Origin of the sequence: Microbacterium maritypicum (genome assembly GCF_008868125.1) — a bacterium.
In the GTDB taxonomy this organism is placed as follows: domain Bacteria; phylum Actinomycetota; class Actinomycetes; order Actinomycetales; family Microbacteriaceae; genus Microbacterium; species Microbacterium maritypicum.
Map to the genome: position 1 here is coordinate 526,623 of NZ_WAAQ01000002.1, position 23,969 is coordinate 550,591.

At 68.6% G+C, this 23,969-nt stretch carries 23 protein-coding genes; 11 read left to right on the top strand and 12 right to left on the bottom strand.

Annotated features, from left to right (window positions below; all coding sequences use genetic code 11):
• Positions 1-11 precede the first annotated feature (11 nt).
• On the top strand, positions 12-809 hold the full coding sequence (locus F6W70_RS13270; protein WP_055870022.1) for an amino acid ABC transporter permease: 798 nt from the start codon (positions 12-14) through the stop codon (positions 807-809).
• On the top strand, positions 806-1,561 hold the full coding sequence (locus F6W70_RS13275; RefSeq protein WP_017828128.1) for an amino acid ABC transporter ATP-binding protein: 756 nt from the start codon (positions 806-808) through the stop codon (positions 1,559-1,561). Before F6W70_RS13270 ends, F6W70_RS13275 begins: the two co-directional genes overlap by 4 nt.
• A gap of 71 nt (positions 1,562-1,632) precedes the next feature.
• Here F6W70_RS13275 and F6W70_RS13280 read toward each other — a convergent pair whose 3' ends face one another.
• The 6 genes from F6W70_RS13280 to F6W70_RS13305 all read right to left on the bottom strand — a co-directional run bounded on the left by F6W70_RS13280 (position 1,633) and on the right by F6W70_RS13305 (position 6,504).
• Positions 1,633-1,812: a YegP family protein gene (locus tag F6W70_RS13280; protein WP_021198051.1), complete on the bottom strand. Its 180-nt coding sequence runs from the start codon at positions 1,810-1,812 to the stop codon at positions 1,633-1,635.
• An 87-nt stretch (positions 1,813-1,899) separates the two neighbouring features.
• Positions 1,900-2,991, bottom strand: a complete 1,092-nt coding sequence (locus F6W70_RS13285; RefSeq protein WP_055877102.1) for an ABC transporter ATP-binding protein — start codon at positions 2,989-2,991, stop codon at positions 1,900-1,902.
• Positions 2,988-3,782 carry an ABC transporter permease gene (locus F6W70_RS13290; RefSeq protein WP_055877902.1) on the bottom strand — a complete coding sequence of 265 codons (795 nt, stop codon included), beginning with the start codon at positions 3,780-3,782 and terminating at the stop codon, positions 2,988-2,990. The genes F6W70_RS13285 and F6W70_RS13290 overlap by 4 nt, the downstream gene beginning before the upstream one ends.
• Positions 3,779-4,717, bottom strand: coding sequence for an ABC transporter permease (locus F6W70_RS13295; protein WP_373695315.1), 939 nt, complete (start codon positions 4,715-4,717; stop codon positions 3,779-3,781). The genes F6W70_RS13290 and F6W70_RS13295 overlap by 4 nt, the downstream gene beginning before the upstream one ends.
• Positions 4,714-5,853 (bottom strand): ABC transporter substrate-binding protein, encoded by a 1,140-nt coding sequence (locus tag F6W70_RS13300; protein ID WP_017828133.1) that lies wholly within the window; start codon positions 5,851-5,853, stop codon positions 4,714-4,716. The genes F6W70_RS13295 and F6W70_RS13300 overlap by 4 nt, the downstream gene beginning before the upstream one ends.
• A 135-nt stretch (positions 5,854-5,988) precedes the next feature.
• On the bottom strand, positions 5,989-6,504 hold the full coding sequence (locus F6W70_RS13305; RefSeq protein ID WP_151487252.1) for a GNAT family N-acetyltransferase: 516 nt from the start codon (positions 6,502-6,504) through the stop codon (positions 5,989-5,991).
• A gap of 111 nt (positions 6,505-6,615) precedes the next feature.
• Here F6W70_RS13305 and F6W70_RS13310 point away from each other — a divergent pair, with 111 nt between their 5' ends.
• Positions 6,616-7,398, top strand: a complete 783-nt coding sequence (locus tag F6W70_RS13310) for a sulfite exporter TauE/SafE family protein (RefSeq protein WP_055871151.1) — start codon at positions 6,616-6,618, stop codon at positions 7,396-7,398.
• Between the two features lie 76 nt (positions 7,399-7,474).
• Here the strand turns inward: F6W70_RS13310 and aspS are convergent, their stop codons facing one another.
• On the bottom strand, positions 7,475-9,256 hold the full coding sequence (aspS, locus tag F6W70_RS13315; RefSeq protein WP_017828136.1) for an aspartate--tRNA ligase: 1,782 nt from the start codon (positions 9,254-9,256) through the stop codon (positions 7,475-7,477).
• Between the two features lie 143 nt (positions 9,257-9,399).
• Here aspS and F6W70_RS13320 point away from each other — a divergent pair, with 143 nt between their 5' ends.
• Together F6W70_RS13320 and F6W70_RS13325 are read left to right on the top strand one after the other, a co-directional pair.
• Complete coding sequence (locus tag F6W70_RS13320; protein WP_017828137.1) at positions 9,400-9,774, top strand: DUF5684 domain-containing protein; 375 nt, start codon at positions 9,400-9,402, stop codon at positions 9,772-9,774.
• Position 9,775: 1 nt separating this feature from the next.
• A complete protein-coding gene (locus F6W70_RS13325) occupies positions 9,776-10,405 on the top strand; it encodes a histidine phosphatase family protein (protein ID WP_151486977.1) in 630 nt (209 codons plus the stop codon).
• Positions 10,406-10,429: 24 nt separating this feature from the next.
• Here the strand turns inward: F6W70_RS13325 and F6W70_RS13330 are convergent, their stop codons facing one another.
• The gene (locus F6W70_RS13330) at positions 10,430-11,386 is read right to left on the bottom strand and encodes an NAD(P)/FAD-dependent oxidoreductase (RefSeq protein WP_318278899.1); all 957 of its coding nucleotides are present in this window, start codon (positions 11,384-11,386) and stop codon (positions 10,430-10,432) included.
• A 6-nt stretch (positions 11,387-11,392) separates the two neighbouring features.
• Between F6W70_RS13330 and F6W70_RS13335 the strand changes: the two genes are divergently transcribed.
• The 5 genes from F6W70_RS13335 to ccsB all read left to right on the top strand — a co-directional run bounded on the left by F6W70_RS13335 (position 11,393) and on the right by ccsB (position 16,164).
• Positions 11,393-11,797 carry a MerR family transcriptional regulator gene (locus F6W70_RS13335; RefSeq protein WP_055870033.1) on the top strand — a complete coding sequence of 135 codons (405 nt, stop codon included), beginning with the start codon at positions 11,393-11,395 and terminating at the stop codon, positions 11,795-11,797.
• A 62-nt stretch (positions 11,798-11,859) separates the two neighbouring features.
• A complete protein-coding gene (locus F6W70_RS13340) occupies positions 11,860-12,516 on the top strand; it encodes a TlpA family protein disulfide reductase (protein ID WP_082531512.1) in 657 nt (218 codons plus the stop codon).
• A 16-nt stretch (positions 12,517-12,532) separates the two neighbouring features.
• Positions 12,533-13,318 carry a cytochrome c biogenesis CcdA family protein gene (locus F6W70_RS13345; protein WP_017828142.1) on the top strand — a complete coding sequence of 262 codons (786 nt, stop codon included), beginning with the start codon at positions 12,533-12,535 and terminating at the stop codon, positions 13,316-13,318.
• Between the two features lie 82 nt (positions 13,319-13,400).
• On the top strand, positions 13,401-15,185 hold the full coding sequence (resB, locus tag F6W70_RS13350; protein WP_151486978.1) for a cytochrome c biogenesis protein ResB: 1,785 nt from the start codon (positions 13,401-13,403) through the stop codon (positions 15,183-15,185).
• 4 nt (positions 15,186-15,189) lie between these two features.
• Positions 15,190-16,164, top strand: a complete 975-nt coding sequence (gene ccsB, locus F6W70_RS13355) for a c-type cytochrome biogenesis protein CcsB (RefSeq protein WP_141386854.1) — start codon at positions 15,190-15,192, stop codon at positions 16,162-16,164.
• Between the two features lie 82 nt (positions 16,165-16,246).
• On the opposite strand, the gene F6W70_RS13360 is transcribed toward ccsB, so the two are convergent.
• From F6W70_RS13360 to F6W70_RS13370, 3 genes are all read right to left on the bottom strand, one after another.
• Positions 16,247-16,837 carry a 2'-5' RNA ligase family protein gene (locus tag F6W70_RS13360; protein ID WP_318278900.1) on the bottom strand — a complete coding sequence of 197 codons (591 nt, stop codon included), beginning with the start codon at positions 16,835-16,837 and terminating at the stop codon, positions 16,247-16,249.
• 120 nt (positions 16,838-16,957) lie between these two features.
• Positions 16,958-18,931, bottom strand: a complete 1,974-nt coding sequence (locus F6W70_RS13365; RefSeq protein WP_151486979.1) for a YhgE/Pip domain-containing protein — start codon at positions 18,929-18,931, stop codon at positions 16,958-16,960.
• Positions 18,928-21,729: an MMPL family transporter gene (locus F6W70_RS13370; RefSeq protein WP_151486980.1), complete on the bottom strand. Its 2,802-nt coding sequence runs from the start codon at positions 21,727-21,729 to the stop codon at positions 18,928-18,930. Before F6W70_RS13370 ends, F6W70_RS13365 begins: the two co-directional genes overlap by 4 nt.
• Before the next feature lie 131 nt (positions 21,730-21,860).
• Here F6W70_RS13370 and F6W70_RS13375 point away from each other — a divergent pair, with 131 nt between their 5' ends.
• Positions 21,861-22,484, top strand: a complete 624-nt coding sequence (locus tag F6W70_RS13375; protein ID WP_055870043.1) for a TetR/AcrR family transcriptional regulator — start codon at positions 21,861-21,863, stop codon at positions 22,482-22,484.
• Here the strand turns inward: F6W70_RS13375 and F6W70_RS13380 are convergent.
• Positions 22,471-23,889 (bottom strand): MFS transporter, encoded by a 1,419-nt coding sequence (locus tag F6W70_RS13380; RefSeq protein ID WP_318278901.1) that lies wholly within the window; start codon positions 23,887-23,889, stop codon positions 22,471-22,473. The genes F6W70_RS13375 and F6W70_RS13380 overlap by 14 nt on opposite strands.
• Between the last annotated feature and the right edge of the window lie 80 nt (positions 23,890-23,969).

Below are 23,969 nucleotides of genomic sequence, written 5' to 3' on the forward strand. Positions count from 1 at the left end.
GGACCTCGACGATGGCGTTGAGGCGTACCACCAAGAGCAAGCTGTATCGGTACTCGGTCTACGTCGTGCTGCTCGCGATCGCCGTCTGGGCGATCGTGAGCACCGACTGGGCGAAGATCGGGCCGCTGTTCTTCAATCCTGAGGTCGCGGCGAAGATGTTCCCCGGGATCATCACGACCGCCCTGGTCAACACGCTGTGGTTCACTGCCGTGGCCTTCGCTGGCGGCCTGCTGCTCGGCGTCGTGCTGGCGCTGATGAAGCTGTCGACCATCGCGCCGTTCCGGTGGATCGCGACGGTGTGGATCGAGTTGTTCCGCGGGCTTCCCGCGATCCTCACGATCTTCGGCATCGCCTTCATCCTGCCGATCGCACTGGGCGTCCCCGGCACGAAGCTCGGTGGGCCGGTGGTGCTCGGACTCATCGGTCTCATCCTCGTCGCTTCGGCGTACATGGCCGAGACGATCCGTGCCGGTATCCAGGCCGTTCCCAAGGGGCAGACCGAGGCCGCGCGCTCGCTCGGCATGTCGCCCATGAAGACGACGTTCTGGATCATCGTGCCGCAGGGGTTCCGGATCATCATCCCGCCCCTGACCAACGAGTTCGTGCTGCTGCTGAAGGACACGTCGCTGCTGTTCGTGGCGGGTTCCTTCATCTGGTCGAAGGAGCTGACGAACTTCGCCCGTGATGCATCGACGCAGAACACCAACGCGACGCCGCTGATCATGGCGGCGATCCTGTACCTGATCGTGACGATCCCGCTCACGCGCTTCAGCGCGTGGCTCGAACGACGGATGGCGAAGCAGCGATGATCACCGATCTGATTGATGTCCACGCCCCCGCGATCGATGTGCAGGGGCTCGTGAAGTCGTTCGGCGACAACGAGGTGCTCAAGGGCATCGACCTCACCGTCACCAAGGGCGAGGTCGTGTGCGTGATCGGACCCTCGGGCTCGGGAAAGTCGACGCTGCTGCGGTCGGTGAACCTGCTCGAGGAGCCGACCGGCGGCAAGGTGCTGATCGAGGGGATCGACATCACCGACCCCGACGTCGACATCGACCGCGTGCGCACCCGCATCGGCATGGTGTTCCAGAGCTTCAACCTCTTCCCGCACCTCGATGTGATGGGGAACCTCACGATCGCGCAGCAGCGCGTGAAGAAGCGCTCGAAGGCTGAGGCGGCGAGGGTCGCGAAGGAGATGCTCGCCCGCGTCGGGCTGGCGGAGAAGGCCGATGCCTACCCCGGGCATCTGTCGGGAGGACAGCAGCAGCGTGTGGCGATCGCGCGTGCGCTGTGCATGAACCCCGACATGATGCTGTTCGACGAGCCGACATCGGCGCTCGACCCCGAACTGGTCGGCGAGGTGCTGCAGGTCATGCGCTCGCTCGCCGATGAGGGGATGACGATGCTCGTCGTCACGCACGAGATGGGCTTCGCGCGCGAGGTCGGGTCTCGCCTGATCTTCATGGACGGTGGACACATCGTCGAGGAAGGCGACCCGCGCGAGGTTCTCGGCAACCCGCAGCACCCGCGCACGAAGGACTTCCTTTCGCGCGTGCTCTGATCCGGGATCGACGAGACCCCCTGCCGCAGATATCTGCGACAGGGGGTCTCGTCGTGAAGCGTGGAAGGAGGTCAGTCGGCTTCGACGACCTCGGCGTCTGCGGCGTTCCGGCGGACGGAGTCGATCCCGTTCAGCGCGGCGGACTTCGACGAGTAGCCCTCGCTGATCGCGATGACCTCGCCGTTGCCGGCCTTCAGACGGAACCGGTACTCGCCGGACTTGTCGGTGTACAGCTCGAACTTGCCTGCCATGAGGCGTCCTTTCTCTCTCGGATGGAGGGAACCCCGCCCCTCGGGCCTCACGCTAGCGCTCGGCGAGGGTCCGGGGAAGAGCGGGGGTCAGCCGCGGGGATGAACCGCGACCGGCTCGGGAGCGATCGCGATGCGCACCCGATCACCGAACGCCGGGTGGGTTCCCGGGGCATGCTGCACGCGCACCAGCTCACCGGACTCGGTGCGCACGAGCGTGCGACGCATGCTCCCGAGGAAGGTGCTCTCCTCAACCAGGGCGTCGGCTGCGGCATCCTTCTCGGAAGCGAAGTAGACGTTCTCGGGTCGCAGGTACACATCGACCGGGCCGTCGGCCGGCGACTGCAGGGGAAGTCGCTGCCCCCACACCATGACGTGATCGCCCTCGGCGACCCCCGACACGACGCTGGACAGCCCGACGAAGGCGGCGACGCCGGCTGTGGAGGGCATCGTGTAGAGCTCCTCCGGCGATCCGATCTGCTCGATGCGGCCGGCGTTCATCACGGCGATCCGGTCGGAGACGGCCAGCGCCTCCTCCTGGTCGTGGGTGACGAAGACGGTCGTGATGCCGAGTCGCAGCTGGATGCGGCGGATCTCGTCGCGCAGCTGGACCCGCACCTTCGCGTCGAGCGCGGAGAGCGGCTCGTCGAGCAGCAGCACCTTGGGCTCGGTCACCAGCGCGCGTGCCAGCGCGACCCGCTGTTGCTGTCCGCCCGAGAGCTGGTGCGGGAACCGGTCGGCGAAGTCGGCGAGGCCGACCAGAGCGAGAGCATCGACGGCGCGGCGCGCTGCCTCGGCTTTGCCGATCCCGCGCCGGCGCAGGCCGAAAGCAGTGTTCTCAGCAACCCGCAGGTGCGGGAACAGCGAGTAGGACTGGAAGACCATCCCGATGTCGCGCTTGTTCGTGGGCACCCGCGAGACGTCGCCACCGCCCAGGAGCACCGCACCCTCGTCGGCGCCCTCGAGGCCTGCGAGCACCCGCAGCAGAGTCGTCTTGCCGCAGCCGGAGGGACCGAGAAGGGAGACGAACTCACCGGGAGCGATGTCGAGATCGACCCCGTGCAGCACCCGGTTGCCGGCGTAGCTCTTGACGATGCCCTGCAGCTCGACGCGAGTGCCTTCACCCGCCTGGGCGAGCAGCAGGTTGTCCTTGGTGCGCGGCAGCGCGTGGTCGACGGTCATGAGCGGGCCTTTCCGGTGCCGCGCGCGACGCGGCCGATCAGGAGGAGCAGGAGGAACACGAACACCATCGCGAGCAGGGTGAAGATGGCCGGCGCGTACGGATCCTGTTTGTTCACCACGACCATGGCGGTCTGGAACACCTGGCGGTTCAGGAGGGAGGCGATCGTGAACTCTCCGAGCACCACGGCGATGGAGATGAGAGATGCGGCGAGCAGCCCCTGGCGGAGGTTCGGGGCGAGCACTTTCAGCACGACCGTCGGCCAGCTCGCGCCGAGCGAACGTGCGGCCTCGGAGAGGGTGCGCAGGTCGGCGGCGTCGATCGATGCCTGGATCGACCGGAACGCGAACGGCAACACGGTGATCCCGTAGGCGAACGCGAGCGTCCAGGTGCCGGTGCCGAACGCACGGCCGATCTGCACGTAGATCGGGGCCAGCCCGACCACGAGCACGATCGCCGGGATCGAGATGGGCAGCAGCACCGCGAATTCGAAAGCGGGCTTGAGGTTCGGGAAGCGCAGGTTCACCAGGATCATCGTCGGCGCGAGCAGCAACAGCACGATCGCGACGGTGACGACGGCGAGCACCAGGGAGTTGCCCAACCCCGTCCAGATCGGCTTGAGCGTCGCCGCGGCCGCGGGGTCGAACAACGCGGTCCAGCGTGCGAACGACAGCCCGCCTTCGGGGTCGCGGAGGGTGAAGAGGAAAGTCGACACGAGGGGAACGGCGAAGAACGCACCGACCAGGATGCCGATGGCCCAGCGGGTCGCGAGAGAGGGGCCGAGTCGGTTCACGACTGCCACCTCGCTGCTCGTCGCTGCACGAAGGAGTAAAGCGCCATCACGATCCCGACGATCACGATCATGCCGAGCGCGAGAGCACCGGCGAGGTTCTCCCGTCCGAGCACGGTCTCACTCGTGAGGGCCGTGCGGATCTGCAGCGGCACGATCTGCGCACCCTGGCTGGCGAGGGCGGCGGCAGTGGCGTACGAGGAGAACGCGTTCGCGAACAGGAGCAGCAGGCTGGCGAGGAACGAGGGCGCGAGCACAGGGATGCCGATGCGCAGCCAGAAGCTCGCACGGGTGCCGCCGAGGGTGAGGTTCGCCTCGGCCCACTGCGGCTTGAGCGCGGCGAGGGCGGGCATGAAGGTGATGACCATCAGTGGTATCTGGAAGTAGAAGTAGGGGAGGACGAGGCCGGGCAGCTCGTAGAGCCACGTGCCGTTCTCGAAGATGTTGACGCCGAAGGACTCCTTCAGGAACACGGTGACGACGCCTTGGATGCCGATGGTCGCGATGAAGGCGAATGCGAGCATGACGCCGCCGAACTGCGCGAGCACACCCGCTGCGGCGTCCACTGCCGAGCGCGTTCGGCTCTCGGGGTCCATGCCGAGCAGGGCGTAGCAGACGAGGGCGCCGACGATCGCGCCGACGACGGCGGTGAGCAGCGAGAGTCCCGCCGAGTTCGCGAACGTGTTCAGCACGACGGGGTCGGCGAGGGCCGACAGGTTCGTCCAGGTGAAGGAGCCGTCCTTCGTGAAGAAGCCGGAACCGATCGACAGGATCGTCGGCACCGCCAGGAAGAGCACGACGTAGGCGGCGAAGGGGACGAGCCCGAGCCACGCGAAGGACGGAGCGGACCGCCGGGTCCTCGCGTGCGGCGAGGACCCGGCGGAGGTGGCGGGGGCGGATGCCGCAGCATCCGCCACCGTTGCGGAAAGGGTGGTCACTGGACCGCCGAAGCCCACTTCTCGCCGAGCAGCGTGCCGGCGTTCGTCGACTGCTCCTCGGTCGGGACCACGGTCTCCTCAGGAGCCTCGGGGAGTGCGGCGGCGAGGTCGGCGTCGATCGTGCCGGCGTCGGTCATGGCCTCCATGCGCACCGGACGGGCGCCGCCCTTCAGCCAGAGGTTCTGCACCTCGTCGCTGTAGAGGAACTCCTGCCACAGACGTGCGGCAGCAGGGTGCGGGGCGTCGGCGTTGATGGCCTGGTTGTAGTATCCGGCGTAACCGGTGCCGTCGAACACGACGACCTTCCAGTCCTTGTTGTCCGCCGTGTGCGAGGCGTTCAGGTAGTCCCAGTCGAACACGACGGGGGTCTCGCCGCTCGCGATGGTCGCGGTCGTCACGTCGACCTTGAGCAGGTTGCCGGCCTTCTGCAGCTCGGAGAAGAAGTCGATGCCCGGCTGGAAGTCGTCGAGGGTGCCGTCGGACTGCACGGTGGCGAGTCCCACAGCTGCGAACGCGGCTCCGGCCTGGGTCGGGTCGCCGTTGATCGCGACCGCGCCCTTGTAGTCGGCCGAGAGCAGGTCCGAGAGCTCGGCGGGAGCGTCGAACTTCGACGAGTCGTAGCCGATCGACATGTACCCGCCGTAGTCGCCGACGAAGAGACCGGTGGGCTCCTTCAGCTCCGCGGGGATGTCATCCCAGGTCTGCACCTTGTAGGGAGCGAAGACATCCGTGTTCTGCAGGGCGACGGTGAGGCCGATGTCGAACACGTCGGGCGCGGTGTCCAGGCCCTCGTTCGTCTTCGCGGCCTGGATCTCCTCGGCGCTCGAGACGTCGGGGGACGCTTCGTTGATGGTGATCTCGGGGTACTTCTCGGCGAACAGATCGAGGATCTCGCCGTAGTTGGCCCAGTCGCGGGGCAACGCGATGACGTTGAGCGAGCCCTCGGCCTTGGCCGCGGCCTCGAGATCGGCGAACGTGCCGAAGTCGGCGACCGAGGTCGCGGCGGAGGCGTCCACGTCGGAGCCGCCGGCGGCGGGCGCGTCGGTCGCGCCTGCGCAGGAGGTCAGCGCCAGTACGGCCGTGGTGGCAAGGGCGATGCCGGCGCCGATGCGCGCGCGGCGGGTGAAGCGAGCCATGAGTGTCCTCTCGGTGTCCGGCGCTGTGAGCCGGTTTCGGGTTGCGAGAGGACACTATGAGGCGGAGGTTGCCGCCCGTCGCGGGTCTGGTGAACGGATGGTGGCGAGGCGGTGGCCGAACAGGGCCACGGCGTCTCAGCCCTGCGGGACGCTGTACTTGAAGCCGCGGTGCGAGCCGACGTAGCCCAGCCGCTCGTAGAAGCGGTGCGCGTCGGTGCGGGAGGCGTCCGAGGTGAGCTGCACCATGCTCGCGCCGACCGCAGGGGCAGCAGCCTCCGACACCCAGCGCATCACGGCGGAGCCGATGCCCGACGAGCGCAGGCTGCTCTGCACGCGGACCGCCTCGACCAGCAGCCGTCGGGCGCCGCGACGTGCCATCCCGGGGATCGAGGTGAGCTGCAGCGTGCCGACGATCGCGCCGTCGTGCTCGACGACGAGCAGGTCGTTCGACGGTTCGGCCAGGATCTCGATGAGACCCTGTCGATAGGCCGGTCGGTCCTCCTCGGAGGCCACATCGCCGCGGGCCGCGCTGATCGGGTCGTCGGCGAGCAGGGCGATCACGGCATCCGTGTCATCGAGCGTGGCACGCCGCAGGAGTGCCGTCCCGATGCGCGATTCGAAAGAGTGGGGCAGCGGGAGGGCGTCGAGCATGGCTCCAGTCTGCCAGCGCACGGAGCGGATGCCGGAGCGGCGTCCACTCTCTGGAATCATGGCGAGGTGGATATCGGCGCCGTGCTCGGTCTGGAGCAGCTCACGTGGGGGATGCTCCTGCTCGTCGTCGTCGCTGCGTTCTGCGCCGGCTGGATCGACGCCGTCGTCGGCGGGGGAGGACTGCTGCAGCTGCCCGCGCTGCTGCTGATCCCCGGTATCTCGCCGGTGCAGGCCCTTGCGACGAACAAGCTCGCTTCGGTCTTCGGCACCGCGACCAGCAGTGCCACCTACTATCGGCGCGCGAAACCCGACATCCGCACCGCCGTGCCGATGGCGATCGTCGCACTGATCGGCTCGTTCGGGGGCGCGGCCGTCGCGACGGTGCTACCGCCGGCCGCCTTCAAGCCGATCATCGTGATCGCCCTGCTCGTGGTGGCGTTGTTCACCGCGTTCCGGCCGCAGATGGGGGCGGCGACCCAGCTGCGGTTCCACGGGCACAAGCACCACATCATGGCGGGCGCGGCAGGACTCGGCATCGGCTTCTACGACGGGATGATCGGTCCGGGCACGGGTACCTTCCTCGTCATCACGCTCGTCGCACTGCTCGGCTACGACTTCCTGCAGGCCAGCGCCAAGGCCAAGATCGTCAACCTCGCCACGAACGCGGGCGCACTGATGCTGTTCATCCCGCACGGTGCCGTGCTGTGGCTGCTCGGCGGCATCCTCGCCGTCGCGAACGTCGCGGGCAGCTACCTGGGGTCGCGGATGGCGATCTCCCGCGGGACCACGTTCATCCGGGTCGTCTTCCTCGTGGTCGTGATCGTCCTGATCGGCAAGCTCGGCGTCGACGTCTGGAACGAGAACATCCTCCCCGCCTTCGCGTCACTCGGCTGAACGACCGAAAGCGCCCGGGCCGCACGAGTCCGAGGACTGCGTGCGACCCGGGCGTGAGTCCGCGTGGCGGTGGGCGTCAGGCCTCGTCGTCTTCGGGCTCGTAGTCGACGCCGGCCTCGGCGCGCTGCGCGTCGGTGATGGGCGCCGGAGCGGAGGTGAGCGGGTCGAAGCCGTTGCCCGACTTCGGGAAGGCGATGACCTCGCGGATCGACTCGGTCTTGGTCAGGTGCTGTAGCACGCGGTCCATGCCGAGCGCGATGCCGCCGTGGGGCGGTGCGCCGAACTTGAACGCGTCGAGCAGGAAGCCGAACTGCTCGTCGGCCTGCTCGTCGCTGATGCCCATGACTTCGAACACGCGCTTCTGCACGTCTTCGCGGTGGATGCGGATCGAGCCGCCGCCGAGCTCCGAGCCGTTGCACACGATGTCGTACGCGTAGGCGAGGGCGGATCCGGGGTCGGTGTCGAATGTGTCCTGGAACTCGGGCTTGGGGCCGGTGAAGGCGTGGTGCACGGCCGTCCAGGCGCCCGCGCCGACGGCGACGTCACCGGAGGCCACGGCGTCGGCTGCCGGCTCGAACATCGGAGCGTCGACGACCCAGGTGAAGGCGAATTCATCGGGGTTCAGGTAGCCGAGGCGGCGGCCGATCTCGACGCGCGCGGCACCGAGCAGCGCACGGCTCTCCTTGGTGGAACCGGCGGCGAAGAAGACGCAGTCGCCGGTCTCGGCACCGACGAGCTCGGCGAGTCCGGCCTGCTCGGCCTCGGACAGGTTCTTCGCGGCAGGGCCGCCGAGCGTGCCGTCCTCGTTGAACAGCACGTAGGCGAGGCCGCGGGCGCCGCGCTGCTTGGCCCAGTCCTGCCAGGCGTCGAGCTGCTTGCGGGGCTGCGAGGCGCCACCGGGCATGCGCACCGCGCCGACGTACTCCGCCTGGAAGACGCGGAACGGGGTGTCCTTGAAGTACTCGGTCGCCTCGACGAGCTCGAGTCCGAAGCGCAGGTCAGGCTTGTCGGAGCCGTACTTGGCCATGGCGTCGGCGTAGGTCATGCGCGGCAGGGGCGTGGCCACCTCGACACCGATCGTCGCCCACATCGCCACGATGAGCGACTCCATGAGCGTGATCACGTCTTCCTGGTCGACGAAGCTCATCTCGATGTCGAGCTGCGTGAACTCCGGCTGACGGTCGGCGCGGAAGTCCTCGTCGCGGTAGCAGCGGGCGATCTGGAAGTACTTCTCGACGCCACCGACCATCAGCAGCTGCTTGAACAGCTGCGGCGACTGCGGCAGGGCGTACCAGCTGCCGGGGCTCAGGCGAGCCGGCACCAGGAAGTCGCGCGCGCCTTCGGGCGTGGAGCGCGTGAGGGTGGGCGTCTCGACTTCGGTGAAGTCGTCGGCGTGCAGTACGTCGCGGATCGCCTTGTAGACGTTCGAGCGCAGGCGCAGAGCGGATGCGGGGGCCGGACGACGCAGGTCGAGGTAGCGGTACTTGAGACGGGCTTCCTCGCCCACGGTCTCGGTGTCGGCGAGCGCCGTGGAGACCTGGAAGGGGAGGGGAGCGGACTCGTTCAGCACCTCGACGTCGGTCGCGATGAGCTCGATCTCGCCGGTGGGGAGGTTCGGGTTCGCGTTGCCCTCGGGGCGCAGCGACACCTCGCCGGTCACCTTCAGCACGAATTCGTTGCGCAGCGGGTGCGCGATCTCCTCGTCGCGGATGACGACCTGAGCGATGCCGGAGGCGTCCCGCAGATCGATGAAAGCGACTCCTCCGTGGTCACGACGGCGATCGACCCAACCCGAGAGAGTGACGGTCTGACCGATGTGCTCGGCTCGCAGAGAGCCTGCCGAGTGGGTGCGAAGCACGGAGTATTCCTTCTGATCTGGGAAATGGGGAACCCGCCCATTCTACGGGGGCGGTCGGGAGGTCATCGGCCCCGTCGGCGGCGTCCGGGGCGGCATGTCAGTAGGATCGCCACGACACAGCTCTTACACAGAAAGGATGCACCGTGGACAACAACGGCATCGCCGATCTCTACGCATCGATCTTCTCCGGTACTACGGGCCTGATCGCGCTCGTCTTCTACATCCTCGTCGCCATCGGGCTGTGGAAGGTGTTCACGAAGGCCGGATACCCCGGCATCCTCGCGATCATCCCGATCGTGAACCTCGTCTTCCTGGTGAAGATCGCCGGAATGTCCGGCTGGTTCGCACTGCTGTACCTCATCCCGGTCGCGAACCTGATCCTCGCGATCATCGTCGCGTTCAAGCTCGGTGAGCGCTTCAACAAGGGCGGGCTCTTCTCGTTCTTCCTGCTTTTCCTCTTCCCGTACATCGGGTACCTGATCCTCGGCTTCGGGGATTCGCGCTACAGCAAGGCGTGACATGACGGCGTCCCGGTTGCACCTCGTCCGACACGGCGAGGTGCACAATCCGGCCCGCGTGCTCTACGGTCGTCTTCCCGACTACCACCTGAGCACGGCGGGCCGGGGGATGGCCGCAGCGGCGACCGACCACGTGGCCTCGCTCGAGCGTCCCGTGCGCGCGCTGTACTCCTCGCCGCTGGAGCGTGCGCAGGAGTCGGCCGAGCCGTTCGCGGAGCGCTTCGACCTCGTGCCCGAGGTCGACATCCGCCTGATCGAGCCGACCAACGTGTTCGAGGGGACGCAGATGCGCCGTTCCCTGATGAACCCGCTGAACTGGTGGCACCTGCGCCAGCCGTCCGTTCCCAGCTGGGGTGAGCCGTATTCCTCCATCGCGGAGCGGATGCTCGGCATCATGGACGAAGCGTGGGATGCGGCACCGGACGGCGACGTCGTGATGGTCTCGCACCAGGCGCCGATCTGGATCACCCACCTCCGGGTGGCGGGCCTGCCCTTGCAGCACGACCCGCGCACGCGTCGCTGCGCCCTGTCGAGTGTCACCTCGTTCGAGCGCGTCGGCGACGTCTGGCGAGAGGTCGCCTACGCCGAGCCCGCCGCGACCGGCGGCGCCGTGGACGTCGGCGCGGTCTGAGCCGGTCCTCGCGACGCGCCCCGCTCAGTGCTCGGCGGCCAGGAGCGACTGGATGATGCCGACCGCGGCCAGCTGACCGGCGGCGGCCGCCAGCAGCACGGATGCCATCGGGCCGGGAAGGGTCGCACGGTGGGCGAGATCGCCCGCGGCGAAGACCCCGGGGAGCGAGGTGCGTCCGAACTCGTCGATCTCGATGCAGCCGGACTCGAGCATCTGCAGGTCGAGCTGCGCGACCAACGGTGACCGCTGGCGCATCGATCCCGCCGCGACGAAGATGCCGTCGACCACGTGCTCATCGTGGTGGGTGCGGATGCGCACGCCTCCGTCGACCTTCTCGAGGGAGGAGACAGGGGCAGGGCTCACCCGCACGCCCTTCGCCTCGAGCATCTGGATGTCTTCGTCGGCGAACATCTCCCCGACGGGGAACACGGTGATGTCCCCGACGATCCGGCCCAGCAGCCCGATGATGTGCGCGGCCCGAGGTGCGGCGCCGAGGATGGCGATCGGTCTTCCCGCGTGCTCGTGTCCGTCGCAGAACGGGCAGCTGAACGCGAGTGTGCCCCACAGGTCCTGCAGGCCGGGGACGTCGGGAAGGTCGTCGGCGACGCCCGTGGCGAGGATGACCTGGCGCCCCTCGACCACGGAGCCGTCGGAGATGCCAACGACGAAGGCATCCTCGGCGCCCGAGACGCTCATCGCTGCGGCGTCGCGGATCTCCACGTCGTCGTAGGCGGAGAGCTCTGCCCGTGCGGTCGCGCGGAGCTGGGCGGGGGCAGTGCCGTCCGCGCCGATCATGTTGTGCATGTGCAGGACGGTGCCGTTGCGGTACTCGCCCGAGTCGAGGAGCAACGTGGAGCGGTGCATCCGCCCGAGGGTCAGAGCGGCCTGCAGTCCTGCCGGTCCTGCGCCGATCACGATGGCGTCGTACATGGTGGTCCTTCCGATGACGTTGTTGCGTTCCTCGTCAGTCTGTGACTTCATGTCAACATGAAGTCAAGCGATGCGCACCCCTGGTCCGTCGGCGATGTGGCCGCCCGCGTCGAACTGCCCACGAACGTGCTGCGGCACTGGGAATCGGTGGGTCTGCTCCGGCCGCCTCGAGACTCCGCGGGGCGACGGCGCTACGGCGAAGACGAGGTCGTGCGCATCGCCGTGATCCAGCGCAGCAAGGCCGCGGGGATGACGCTCGAACAGATCGGGGTACTGCTCGACGACGGCAGCGCCGGGCGCCACCAGGTGCTGCAGCAGCATCTGGACGACATCGATCGGCGCATGGAGGAGATGCGCCGATCCCGCGAGATGACCGAGCACGCGATGGGCTGCCGGGCGCACGACATCGCCACCTGCCCGCGGTTCCGGGCGGGTGTGGACGACGTTCTGGCACGCTTCTGAGACCCTCGGCGAGGCGCCCGTTTCCGGCTCGCGCATAGGATCCTCTGCGTAAACTCGGAGTCGTGCCAAGCGATTCGACGGTCCGTCAGATCCGCAGCGGCCGCTCCTCCCGCACCCGGCGTTCGCGCCGTGCGGTCGGTGCCGCGCTCGCTGCGGTGCTCGCCATCGGTCTGAGCGCCTGTGCTCCCGATCCGGTGAGTGAATCGTTCCTGAACGGCGAGAATACGGGCTATGTCGCCGCCGACGGTGCCATCGTCGAGATCCCGGTCTCCGAGCGCGGCGAACCCGTCGTGTTCAGCGGGGTGACCGAGGAGGGCGAGAAGTTCGACAGCGCCGACATCGCCGGACAGGTCGCGGTCGTGAACTTCTGGTACGCCGGCTGTGCGCCGTGCCGCCTCGAGGCCGCCGATCTGGAAGCGGTGTGGCAGGACTTCAGCGATGAGGACGTCGCGTTCGTCGGCATCAACACCCGCGACCAGGCAGACACCGCTGTGGCCTTCGCGAACGAGTACGGCGTCACCTACCCCAGCCTGATCGATGTCGACACCGCCCAGGCCAAGCTCGCCTTCGCGAAGGCGGAGGCCACGCCGATCACTGCGACGCCGACGACCCTCGTGCTCGACAAGCAGGGCCGGGTCGCTGCCCGCATCATCGGCCCGATCGACGGCAAGTCGATCCTCTCCACGCTCGTCAAGGACGCCCTGGCGGAGGACTCGTGACCATCAGGGGAGCCTTGTGAACCCCGAAGCGATCATCGGCTCCGGGGCCCTCTGGATCGCGATCCCGGTCGCGATGCTCGCGGGACTCGTCTCTTTCCTCTCCCCGTGCGTGCTCCCCCTCGTTCCCGGCTACCTCGGCTTCCTCGGCGGTGCCGTCGCACCTCGGTCGACCGCTGCTGCCGGTGCGGAAGGCGGGACGACGACGCAGACGACCGAGACCGCGACGCGAGGGCGACTCGTCGGGGGCGTGCTGCTGTTCATCCTCGGGTTCACGATCGTCTTCATCCTCTACACCGTGCTCGGCGGAACGGCCGGGGTCTTCCTACTGCAGTGGGGCGACCTGATCACGCGCATCCTGGGGGTCGTGATCATCGCGATGGGGCTGGTGTTCCTCGGGCTCTTCGGTTTCGCGCAGAAGGAGTTCCGCTTCCACGTCGACTCGAAGGTCGGCGTCGTCGGAGCCCCGCTCCTCGGTATCGCGCTCGGCATCGGATGGGCTCCCTGCATGGGCCCGACGCTCGCGGCGATCCTCGCGCTGTCGTTCAACGCCGGTGATCCTGTGCGGGCGGGCTTCCTCGGTCTCGCCTACTCTCTCGGCCTCGGCATCCCCTTCCTGCTCGTCGCCCTCGGCTTCGGTTGGGCCACGAAGGCGATCGGTTTCCTGCGTCGGCACATCCGGGTGGTCAACATCATCGGTGGCGTGATGCTTCTCCTCCTCGGCGTGCTGATGGTCACCGGGCTCTGGACCGACATCATGTCGAGACTGACGGCGGTGATCGGCAGTGTCATCCTCCCGCTCTGACGATCCGGAGGCGGGCGCGCGACCCGATTCCCGTCCCGTCAAGCCCACCCGTCCCGAGAAGAACCCCCGCACTGAGAAGGCCATGACCAAGAACAAGGGCGCCGCGAACAGCGACTCCAGCGATCCGCTCCGTCCGTCGGACCACGTCGACGGCGACGACTCGATCACCCAGCCGCGGCTCGGGTTCGTCGGCTGGCTGCGCTGGGGCTGGCGTCAGCTGACCTCGATGCGCACGGCGCTCATCCTGCTGCTCGTGCTCGCGATCGCCGCGATCCCCGGCTCGATCTTCCCGCAGCGGATGGCCGACCCGAACGGCGTCACGCAGTGGGAGCGCGACAACCCCGACCTCTTCCCGGTGCTCGACGGGCTGAAGCTGTTCGACGTGTACCTGTCGCCGTGGTTCTCGGCGATCTACCTGCTGCTGTTCGCCTCGCTCGTCGGCTGCGTGATCCCGCGCATCAAGCACCACGCCAAGGCGCTGCGTGCGCGCCCGCCGCGCACCCCCGCGCGACTGCAGCGGCTCGAGGACTACCGCACGGTCACTCGGGACCCTGCGGCAGACTCCGGCACGAAGACCGGCGATGCCGAAGCCGAGGCCGCCGCATCGATCGACGTCGCCACGAAACAGCTCAAGGCTCTCGGCTACCGTGTGGAGCGCTACGACCGCGGCCGCACGTTCTCGGTCTCCGCGGAGCGCGGCTACTGGCGCGAGACCGGCAATCTGCTCTTCCACCTCGCGCTCGTGGGGGTGCTGGTCACGGTCGGTATCGGCGGCGGGTTCTCGTACACCGGTCAGCGCGTGCTGGTGGAGGGGGAGACCTTCGCCAACACGCTCCTGGACTACGACTCGATGAACCGCGGACGCTTCGTAAGCGACGACGCGTTCTCTCCGTACTCGATGCGCCTCGACTCCTTCGACGTGACGTACCAGCCGTTCGGTGAGCCCGGCTCCGGGCAGGCCGGAGACTTCTCTGCCAACGTCACGGTGCAGGAGAACGGCGAGGAGCGCACCGGCTCCGTCAAGGTCAACGAGCCCCTCGGTGTCGCCGACGATGACGTGTTCCTCCTCGGCAACGGCTACGCGCCGACCGTGACAGTGCGCGACCCCGAGGGCAACGTGGTGTTCACCAACAGCACGCCGTTCCTTCCTCAGGACAACAACATGACCTCGCTCGGTGTGCTCAAGGTGCCGGACGGGCTTGCGGAGCAGGTCGGACTCGTCGGGTTCTTCTACCCGACCACGGGCGTGCTCGAGAGCGGTGCGTTCTTCTCCGCATACGGCGACCTCACGAACCCGACGCTCACTCTCGACGTGTACACCGGAGACCTCGGGATCAACGAGGGGGTGCCGCGTTCCGTCTACGTGCTTGACACCACGGGGATGACCAAGCTCACGGGCCGCACCACCGACGTAGAGTCGATCGAGCTGGCACCGGGGCAGACCGCACAGCTGCCGAACGGCCTCGGCTCGGTGACCTTCGAGGACGAGTCTCCGGCCGGCGCCGCGGACGCCTCCCAGTCGGTGAAGCGCTTCGCCTCGCTGCAGATCCACCGCGACGAGTCCGGCGTGTGGGTGCTCGGTTTCGCGCTGCTCGCCCTCGGCGGTCTCATGATCGCGCTGTTCGTGCCGCGTCGCCGTGTGTGGGTCAAGGCCACAGCGCACGACGGCGAGATCGCCCTCGAGTACGCCGCGCTCGCCCGTGGCGAGGACCCGACCCTCGCCGCAGCCGTGGAAGACCTCGTCGCAGGGCACGCCCGACTGCTCGACGCGGCCGGAGGCACCACGGCGCGCCCCACGATCGATGACACCGCGGACGAGTCCGCCGAGCCGGAAGCCCCGGCAACCGACACCCGGAAAGTAGACTGACACCATGCTCGAGCTCAACGTGATCTCGCCTGTTCTGCTCTGGACGGCGATCGCGATCTATGCGGCGGCCTTCGTTGCCTACGCCTTCGATCTCGCACGGCGCTCGCAGGCGACAGCCGACGCGCAGAACGTCCGCGAGTCGGTGCTCGTCGGAGCGGGTGGCGCAAGCACCACCGCATCCGCACCCGCGTCTGGTTCCGGTACCGCCCCGCAGCGATTCGTGATGGCCCGGATCGGCACCTCGCTCACCGTGCTCGGGTTCCTCTTCCACCTCGCCGCTGCGATCACCCGTGGCATCGCGGCCGGACGAGTCCCGTGGGCCAACCTGTACGAGTTCGCCATGATGGGCACGCTGCTCATCATCGCGGTGTTCCTTGTCGTGCTCACCCGCATCGACCTGCGGTTCCTCGGCACGTTCATCACGGGCCTCGTCGTAGTGCTGCTCGGCCTCGGGGCGACCAACTTCTACGTCGACGTCTCACCGCTGATGGACCCGCTGAAGAGCGTGTGGCTCGTCATCCACGTGTTCGTGGCCTCGCTCGCGACCGCGTTCTTCGCTCTCGCGTTCGCGCTCTCGGTGATCCAGCTCATGCAGTCGCGCCGCGAGCGACTCCTCGGCGAGAACGCCACGAAGACCGGTCCCGGCTTCCTCCGCACCTTCCCGAACGCGGTGCGCCTGGAGAGCCTGGCGTACATGTTCACGATCATCGGCTTCATCCTCTGGACCTTCACGCTCATCGCCGGGTCCATCTGGGCCTACTACGCCTGGAGCCGCTTCTGGGGCTTCGACGTGAAGGAGACCTGGACCTTCGTGATCTGGGTCATCTACGCCGGATACATCCACGCCCGCGCGACCCGCGGCTGGCGCGGCAACCCCTCGGCGTGGCTGGCGATCGTCGGATTCTCGGCCGTGATCTTCAACTTCACGATCGTGAACGTCTTCTTCAAGGGCCTGCACGCCTACTCCGGCCTGAGCTGAGCTGAGCTGAGCTGAGCTGAGCTGAGCTGTGAGCTGAGCCGACCCGCGGTGCCACCAGCGTCGCGGAGGCGGCTTACTCGGGTCAGCCACGCAGCGGGAGGACCTCGGCGTGCTCGATGCCGTCCTGGTACCAGACCAGTTCGGCTTCGGTGATGCTCTCGACAGGCGCGGACTCGAAGGGTCGTGACTCGGCTCGCGCGAAGCGCGACCACTCGGCCCCATCGAGAGTCTTGCCGTAGAGCACCGACAGGTGGAACGTCCAGTCCTCCAGCGGCAGCTCGCCGATACGACGGAAGTCCGTGGCATCCAGTGCGGCGGTCAGCGACGAATACGCCGACACGAGCGAGGGGCTGCGGGCGAGGCGCACGATCAGGATCTGCCAGGGCACGGGGAACTCGTCGACGGCTTCGGCGGCGACCTCGATCGGGCCCTGCTGCGCTGCCCACGAGCGGATCAGCTCGGTGAGTGCGTCGCGTCGCTCGGGCTCGTAGAACCCTCGCAGTGTGACGTGCCCGGTGTGCGGGCGCCGTGCCGGGACGCCGAGGCGGGAGACGGCGGCATCCTGGACATCGCGATAGACCGTGCCGACCGCCGCGGTGGGCCGGAGCACGAGGTACTGCTGTCCCTCCAGGCTCGCGAGTTGGTCGGGGGTGTCCATGAACGGCCGGCGCATGTCAGGAGCCTAGGACGCGTCGCGAGGGTGCGAAACCGGAGGCTGACACACGAACGGCCCGGTGCGTCATACTTCGACGCGCCGGGCCGGCGTGGATGGTCTTCGCTGCGGGGCGAGGAGTCAGGCCGTGGCGAGGACCGCCTTGGCCGAGGTCGTGCGCCGCAGCGTCACGGCGAGGGTCGTGGCCACGAGAGACAGCACGCCCCAGACGACCAGAGCGGCGACCGCCGAGCCGCTGGCGGTGATCAACCCCGCGAAGGCCGGAGCCGTCGGGAGGGCGGCCCCGATACCGGCGAGCCAGCCGGGCACCGTCGAGACCAGACCCGTCGCGACCGCGAGCACTCCGACCAGGGCCGAGATCCAGCGTCCGATCCCGCCGAACAGGGCGACGAGCGCCTGGTTCACGGCGGCGAACACGACACCGGCGAGCACAGCGGTACCTGCGAAGGCCCACCAGGTGCCGGCGTCGTAGCTGGCCACGACCTGCACGATCAGCGACACCAGCAGCCCCTGACCCGCGCCGATCAGTGCCGCGGGAGCGAACGCCCGCAGCGTGAGCGTGGCCGACGACCGGCGAGAGGTGAGGGTGCGAGCGGTGTGGGCGCGCATCACCACGAAGGTCGCGAGTCCGCCGAACCAGAGCACCACCGCAGCGAGCAGCGGGATGGCGGTCGGGCCGAAGATCGTGTTCATCGACGAGTTCGACGACACCGGGTCTGCGATCACCGAGGCGAGAGACTTCGACTCGGTGTCGCTGAACGAGGGGAGCGAATCGGATGCCGTGCGCAGCCCGCCGGCGAGGTCACCCGTACCGGTCGCCAGGGTGTCGAGCCCGGTCGTGAGCTCGGTGGCACCATCGGCGAGAGCGGTCGCTCCGCTGGAGAGCTGGGTCGCACCGGACGCGAGGCCACGGGCTCCGGCGGCGGATGCGCCGATGCCCTGGTCTGCGAGCTGAGTGAGGCCGGAGGACAGCTGGGTGGCGCCCGCACCGGCCTGCGTCATGCTGGACGCAAGAGTGCTGAAGGTGCCGGGGAGGGCAGCGACGCCACCGGCGACCTTCTCGTTGTTGAGGGTGCCGGACGCGGTTCCTGCACTCTGGGCCACCGCACCCGCATCGGATGCGAGGGAGGTGAACAGATCGCACTGCGCCTGGTCCCTCACCGGGGTTGCGCATGCCGTCTGCTGCAGCGTCCCCAGCCGTCCCGCCAGGGCCAGCGAGCCGTCGGCCGCCGACTTCGCCGATGCCGAGGCGCCTTGGATCGCACCGACCAGCTCTTGCGTGCCGCCGATGTTCTGCTGCAGCGCGGCACCGCCGGCCGTCAGCCCGGATCCGATCTGCGCCGCACCTGCCGCGGCCTCACGCGTCTTGCCCGCGATCGTGTCGAGGCCCGAGGCGAGCGACGACGCACCCGTCCCGAGCTCGCCCGCCCCGGAGGCCAGCTTCGTGGCGCCGTCGGCGATCGCGGCGGCTCCGGTGGCGGCATCCCGCGCCCCGCTCGCAAGCTTCACCGCGCCGTCTGCCGCGTCGCCGATCTGGTCGCCGATGGTGGTGAAGCCGACCAGGATGTTCTCGGTCGTCGCCTCGGAGAGCATCGTGCCCATGGTCGACGCGGCGACATCGGCGAGCTGACCCGTGATGAGGTCGTCGGCGACGAGTCCGTCCTTCGGCGTGGTCACCGTAATGGTGGCCTGCTCGGCCTTGCCTCCGCCGTCGGAGATCGCGGTGCCGGCCGAGGTGGCCGCGGTCGAGAAGTCCTCGGGGATCGTGATGACGGCCTGGTAGGAGCCGTCGGCGAGTCCGTCGGCCGCGTCGTCCTTGTTCGAGATCACCCAGGTGAGGTTCGAATCCAGATCGTCCGACCCCTCCACGAGACCCGCGGCGAGCTGGCGCCCGAGCGGAGTCATCTGCCCGTCGATGGTCACAGGCTCGTCGAGATTGACGATGGCCGCGGTCATGGAGTCGAGGCGCTCCGTCGGGTTCTGCAGGGCCGCGACCAGGATGCCGCCGACCGCCGCCGGCAGCAGCAGCACGCCGAGGATGGTCAGCCACGTGATGGGCTTGCGGGAGCGCGCGCGCTCGATGGGGAGGGTCATGCGGTCACCTCGGTGGATTCTGCGGCGCTCCGGCGAGGAGCACGCGTGTCGAGAGTCTGTGCGTCGGGCCGTCCGGCCTCGGCGAGGGTGGTCCGTGCCGAATCGGCGTCGGAGGCAGTGGCGAACACCGCGAGCGTGCGGGAGGCCGCGGCATCGCGCAACATCGCCGTCGCCTGGTCGCGCTGTCCGCCGCTCAGGCGGTCGATCCCGTCGATCACGACGATCTGCGACATTCCGCGCAGGGCTTCGGCGAGGTCGCCGAGCGCGGCATCCGCATCGTCGACCAGTACGCAGCCGACGTGAGAGCGCACCCAGGCGGCGCGTCCGGGGAGCAGGTGCCCCGCGACTCTGAGCTTGCCGTCCGCGGGGGTCAGGCGTCCCGCGATCGTCAGGGCCAGAGCCCGGCGGGTGCGCACGTCGCCACCGGTCGCGATCACGGCACCGCCCTCGGGGATCCGCACCGAGAGACCCTCGATGAGCGGCGCATCGGCGCTGATCTCGAGGTCGTCGGCGGCGACGATCGACCCGTCGCCTGGCCATGCGGCCAGGTGTCGTTCGCGTTCGACGGCCTCGCCCTCGACGTCGACGCGGGGGAGGATCTTCTCCAGCCAGCGCGGGAGCTCCCAGGCGCGTTCGCCCAGGATCGCCATGAGCGCGGGGATCAGCGTCATCCGCACCAGGAAGGCGTCGAAGGCGATGCCGGCGGCGAGGCCGAGCGCGATCGGCTTGAGCGACGAGTCGCCCTCGGGGACGAACGCGACGAACACCGCGAACATGATGAGCCCGGCTGCGGTCACGACCTTCGCCGAGCCGGTGAAACCGCTGCGCACGGCCCGGAGCGCGGCGGCCCGCCGGGTGGCACGGTTCGGGCTCGTCGCATCCTTGTCGTGCACGAAGTCCTCGCGCATGCGGGAGACGAGGAAGACCTGGTAGTCCATGGCCAGACCGAACAGCACGCCCATCAGGATGATCGGCATGAAGCTGATGATGGGCCCGACCTTGGCGACGTGCAGCAGGTCGGCGAACCATCCCCATTCGAACACCGCCCCGACCACGCCGAAGGCGGCGACGATCGAGAGCAGGTATCCGGCCGCAGCCGTGATCGGCACCCACAGCGAGCGGAACACGATGGTCAGCAGGATCAGCGAGAGGCCGATCACGAAGATGCCGAACGGCAGCAGCGCGTTGCCGAGCTGGTCGGAGATGTCGATCCCGACGGCGGTGAAGCCGGTGACCTTGAGGTCGATGCCGAACTCGTCGAGCCACTCCTCGTGGTGGCTGCGCAGCTCACGCACGAGGTCGGCCGTCGCCGGATCGTCGGGTGCGGTCTCGGGGATGATCTGCACGATGCCGGTGTCGGCGGTCTCGTTCGGCGTCGCGAGGGCGACCTCCTTCACGCCGGGGACCTTCGCGACCGCGTCGCCGAGGTCTTCCATCAGAGTGAGCGGGTCGGTGGAGGTGACGATCGTGCCGGTGAGGATCAGCGGACCGTTGAACCCGGGTCCGAACTGCTCGCCGACGAGGTCGTAGTTCTGCCGGGCTTCGGAGTCCTTCGGCAGCACGCCGGCGTTGGGGAGGGCGAGGTCGAGGCTCAGCGCGGGCACGGCCACGATCCCGAGTCCGAGGACGACGGCGAGCGACACCAGCACGGGGTGCTTCATGACGCCCCCGACCCAGCGGGCGCTGCCCTTCGCCGGGGCCGTGACGGGCTTCGGCTCCTCCGACGCTTCGGATGCCGCGCTCTTCTTCGTCTTCGGCGCCTTGACCTTCTTCGGGCGACCGACGACCTTGCCCTTCATGAATCCGAGCAGAGCGGGGGTCAGGGTGACGGCGATCGCGACGGCGACGGCGACGGCGGCGGAGGCCGCGATACCCATGGTGGTGAGGAACGGGATGCCGGCGAAGCCGAGGCCGATCAGTGCGATGAGCACGGTGACGCCGGCGAAGACGACGGCCGATCCGGCGGTACCGACGGCACGGGATGCCGATTCCTCCGGATCCACGCCCTCTCGCACCTGATCCTGATGTCGCGCCATGATGAACAGCGCGTAGTCGATGCCGACCGCGAGTCCCAGCATGAGCGCCAGCAGCGGGGTGGTCGAGGAGACGGTGGCGAAGGCGGTCGCGGTGAAGATGCCGGCCATCGAGATGCCCACGCCGAGGATCGCGGTGAGCAGGGGGAGCCCGGCCACCACGAATGAACGGAACGTGACGATGAGCACGAGGAGCGCGATGAGGAGCCCGACCGCCTCGGTGAGGGTGACGCCGGGGATCGAGATCGCGAAGAGGTCGCCGCCGAGCGAGGTCTGCGAGCCGGAAGGAAGCACGGAGTCGAGGTCGCTCACGGCCGAGCGCAGCGCATCCTTCGTCGTGTCCGAGACGTCGGTGGCCTCGCCGTCGAACTGCACGCGCACGATGGCCGCCGTGTCGTCCTCGTTGATCATGCCCTTGACCATCTCGTCGTAGGGCGAGGTGGCGGCGAGCACACCGTCGAGGTCGCCCAGCTCGTCGACGGCGTCCTCGATGTGTTCCCGGTAGTCGTCATCCGTGATCTTGTCGCCGTCGGCGGCGACCACGATGAACTGCGCATTCGTGCCGCTCACCTGCGGGAACGAACGGGAGAGCTGCTCGAGACCGGCCTGCGATTCGGTTCCGGGGATGGAGAACGTGTTGTCTGTTCCCGCTCCCAGCACGAGTGCCCCGGCGCCGGCGATGCCGAGCGCGAGCAGCCAGGACACGAGGACTCGCCACGGGTGCCGGAAGGACCAGCGTCCGAGCGAGGACAGGAGTGTGGACACGCGATCCTCCGAGGGGTGCGGGGTGGATACACAGGTGTATCCGATACATAGATGTATCGTAAGGTGACCCGCCCGGCCAAGCCTGTGTGCAGGGTGTGAATCATGCGAGAGTGAAGGGTCAGGAGGTTTCGATGTCGACACCCGCAACCCGCAGCCGTGAGAACACGCGTGCCCGTCTGCTCGAAGCGGCGGCGCAGGTCTTCGCCGAGGTCGGGCTCGATGGAGCATCGGTCGAAGCGGTCTGCGAGCGAGCCGGCTTCACCCGCGGCGCGTTCTACTCGAACTTCGAGTCCAAGGACGAGCTGTTCCTCATGCTCGCCGCCAGCGTCTCCGAAGTGCGCGTGAACGCGGTGCGCACCCGTGTCGAGGAGCTGACCGCCGCCGGTGCCCTCGTCGAGGGGTGCGATCCGATCGATCTCGTGCAGCAGATCATGGAGCTCGGCGGAGACGACCGCCTCGGCGTCATGCTGCTCAGCGAGATCCGCATCCGTGCCCTGCGCGACGCGAGGTTCGGCGAGGCGTATCTCGCCCAAGAGCGCGAGATGGTCTCGAGCATCGCGCAGATCGTCGACGACATCATCTCGGCAGGCCTGCTGCGGCTGCGGCTCCCGGCCGAGATCGCCGCGCGCATGCTCATGATCATCTGGGAGGGCATGACCGTGCGAGGAGCGATGGCCGGCCAGGACGACGCGCAGCTTCGGCACTCCGGTGGCGAGGAGCTCGGCCGCCTGGTGCAGCTGCTCATCGAGCCGTAGTCGGCGTCGCCGTTCCCCGAGCCCTCGAGGTCTGACGGCTCGCTGCGAGGGAGAGCAGTGCGGCACCGGCCAGGAGCGCAGCCGTCACGAGGAACGTCACCTTCAGTGCTGCGGTGAGCGCCTCCGGCGTGGCTGCTGCGATCTCTGCTGCGCCGGAGGCTGCGGCGAAGAGTGCCGCGAGCACGGAGGCGCCAGTGACGAGCCCGAGATTGCGGGAAAGGCCGAGCAATCCTGACGTCACACCGCGGTGCTCTGTCGGCGTCGCACTCAGGACTCCGGTGTTGTTCGCCGCCAGGAACAGCTGGTACCCGGGGGCGAGCAGCACAGTGCCCGTGATGTATCCGATGAGCCCCCACCAGGAGGGCAGCAACGCGAGCGCGAGGGCTCCGGCGACCATGGCCGAGAGCCCCGCCGTGGTCATGAGCCGCGTGCCGAACCGGTCGACCGCGCGGCCGGCGATCACACCGGTGCAGATGGAGGCGAGCGGTCCCGCGGCCATGGTCGCCCCGATCGCGGCCGGAGCGAGGTGCAGCCCTCCCGCGAGGAAGAACGGGCCGACCACGAGAGTGCTCATCATGACCGTGCCCACGATCAGGTTGAGCACGGCCCCGATCGAGACGTCGCGATTGCGGAGCAGAGCCGGCGGCAGGAGCGCATGGGAAGCGCGGGCCTCCCGGAGGGCGAACAGAGCGGCAGTGACGATCGCGCCGCCGAGGAGCGGCATCGTCGGCCAGGATCCGTCGGCACCGGGCGAGGTCACGCCGAGCGTGTAGAAGGTGACGGCCGCCGTCAGCAGCAGCACGCCGCCGATGTCGAATCCGCGTCGGGGCCCGCTCGCCGCGGAAGTACCGCGATCGGTCATGCCGGTCAGAACCGCGACCAGCACGCCGAGCGGCGCCATTGCTGCGAAGATCGCCGGCCACCCCGCCACCGTGATCAGGAGGCCGCCGAGCGCGGGGCCTGAGGCGGTGCCCACTGCGGCCGTCGTCCCCAGCAGACCCATGACACGTCCGAGGCGCTCCGGCGCGACCATGTCGCGGGCACGGGCGAGAGGGAGCGCCATCATCACGGCAGCGCCGACACCCTGCAGAGCGCGGGCGCCGATCAGCACCCCCAGCGTCGGAGCGAGCGCGCAGAGCACGGCAGCGAGGGTGAAGATGACGATGCCGATCCCCAGGATGCGTCTTCGCCCGAGGAGGTCGCCCAGGTATCCCACCGTGAGGCTGGTCGCTGTCATCGCCAGCAGGTACGCGAGCGCCACCCACTGTGTCTGGGAGAAGGTGCCATCCAGGTGTCGGGCGATCGTGGGGAGCGCCACGTTGGCGGCGCTGGTGCCGAGGGACGCGACCAGCACGCTGAGAGCGAGCCCGGCCGTGCCTGAGCGAAGGGGGGAAGTCGTGGTCACGGTCATGTCCTCAGCATCGATCGCGTCTTCACTGAACAGCAACACGAGTTGCCGAAAGCGGGATGGCGGTGATGGGATGA

What these genes read in the sequence shown, in the direction of transcription:
- F6W70_RS13280 (WP_021198051.1), bottom strand. Translation starts at nt 1,812, where the DNA reads ATGGCAGGCAAGTTCGAGCTGTACACCGACAAGTCCGGCGAGTACCGG.
- F6W70_RS13275 (WP_017828128.1), top strand. Translation starts at nt 806, where the DNA reads ATGATCACCGATCTGATTGATGTCCACGCCCCCGCGATCGATGTGCAG.
- F6W70_RS13285 (WP_055877102.1), bottom strand. Translation starts at nt 2,991, where the DNA reads ATGACCGTCGACCACGCGCTGCCGCGCACCAAGGACAACCTGCTGCTC.
- resB (WP_151486978.1), top strand. Translation starts at nt 13,401, where the DNA reads ATGACCAAGAACAAGGGCGCCGCGAACAGCGACTCCAGCGATCCGCTC.
- F6W70_RS13310 (WP_055871151.1), top strand. Translation starts at nt 6,616, where the DNA reads ATGCTCCTGCTCGTCGTCGTCGCTGCGTTCTGCGCCGGCTGGATCGAC.
- F6W70_RS13300 (WP_017828133.1), bottom strand. Translation starts at nt 5,853, where the DNA reads ATGGCTCGCTTCACCCGCCGCGCGCGCATCGGCGCCGGCATCGCCCTT.
- F6W70_RS13365 (WP_151486979.1), bottom strand. Translation starts at nt 18,931, where the DNA reads ATGACCCTCCCCATCGAGCGCGCGCGCTCCCGCAAGCCCATCACGTGG.
- F6W70_RS13330 (WP_318278899.1), bottom strand. Translation starts at nt 11,386, where the DNA reads ATGAAGTCACAGACTGACGAGGAACGCAACAACGTCATCGGAAGGACC.
- F6W70_RS13360 (WP_318278900.1), bottom strand. Translation starts at nt 16,837, where the DNA reads ATGCGCCGGCCGTTCATGGACACCCCCGACCAACTCGCGAGCCTGGAG.
- F6W70_RS13270 (WP_055870022.1), top strand. Translation starts at nt 12, where the DNA reads ATGGCGTTGAGGCGTACCACCAAGAGCAAGCTGTATCGGTACTCGGTC.
- ccsB (WP_141386854.1), top strand. Translation starts at nt 15,190, where the DNA reads ATGCTCGAGCTCAACGTGATCTCGCCTGTTCTGCTCTGGACGGCGATC.
- F6W70_RS13325 (WP_151486977.1), top strand. Translation starts at nt 9,776, where the DNA reads ATGACGGCGTCCCGGTTGCACCTCGTCCGACACGGCGAGGTGCACAAT.
- F6W70_RS13305 (WP_151487252.1), bottom strand. Translation starts at nt 6,504, where the DNA reads ATGCTCGACGCCCTCCCGCTGCCCCACTCTTTCGAATCGCGCATCGGG.
- F6W70_RS13335 (WP_055870033.1), top strand. Translation starts at nt 11,393, where the DNA reads ATGAAGTCAAGCGATGCGCACCCCTGGTCCGTCGGCGATGTGGCCGCC.
- F6W70_RS13375 (WP_055870043.1), top strand. Translation starts at nt 21,861, where the DNA reads ATGTCGACACCCGCAACCCGCAGCCGTGAGAACACGCGTGCCCGTCTG.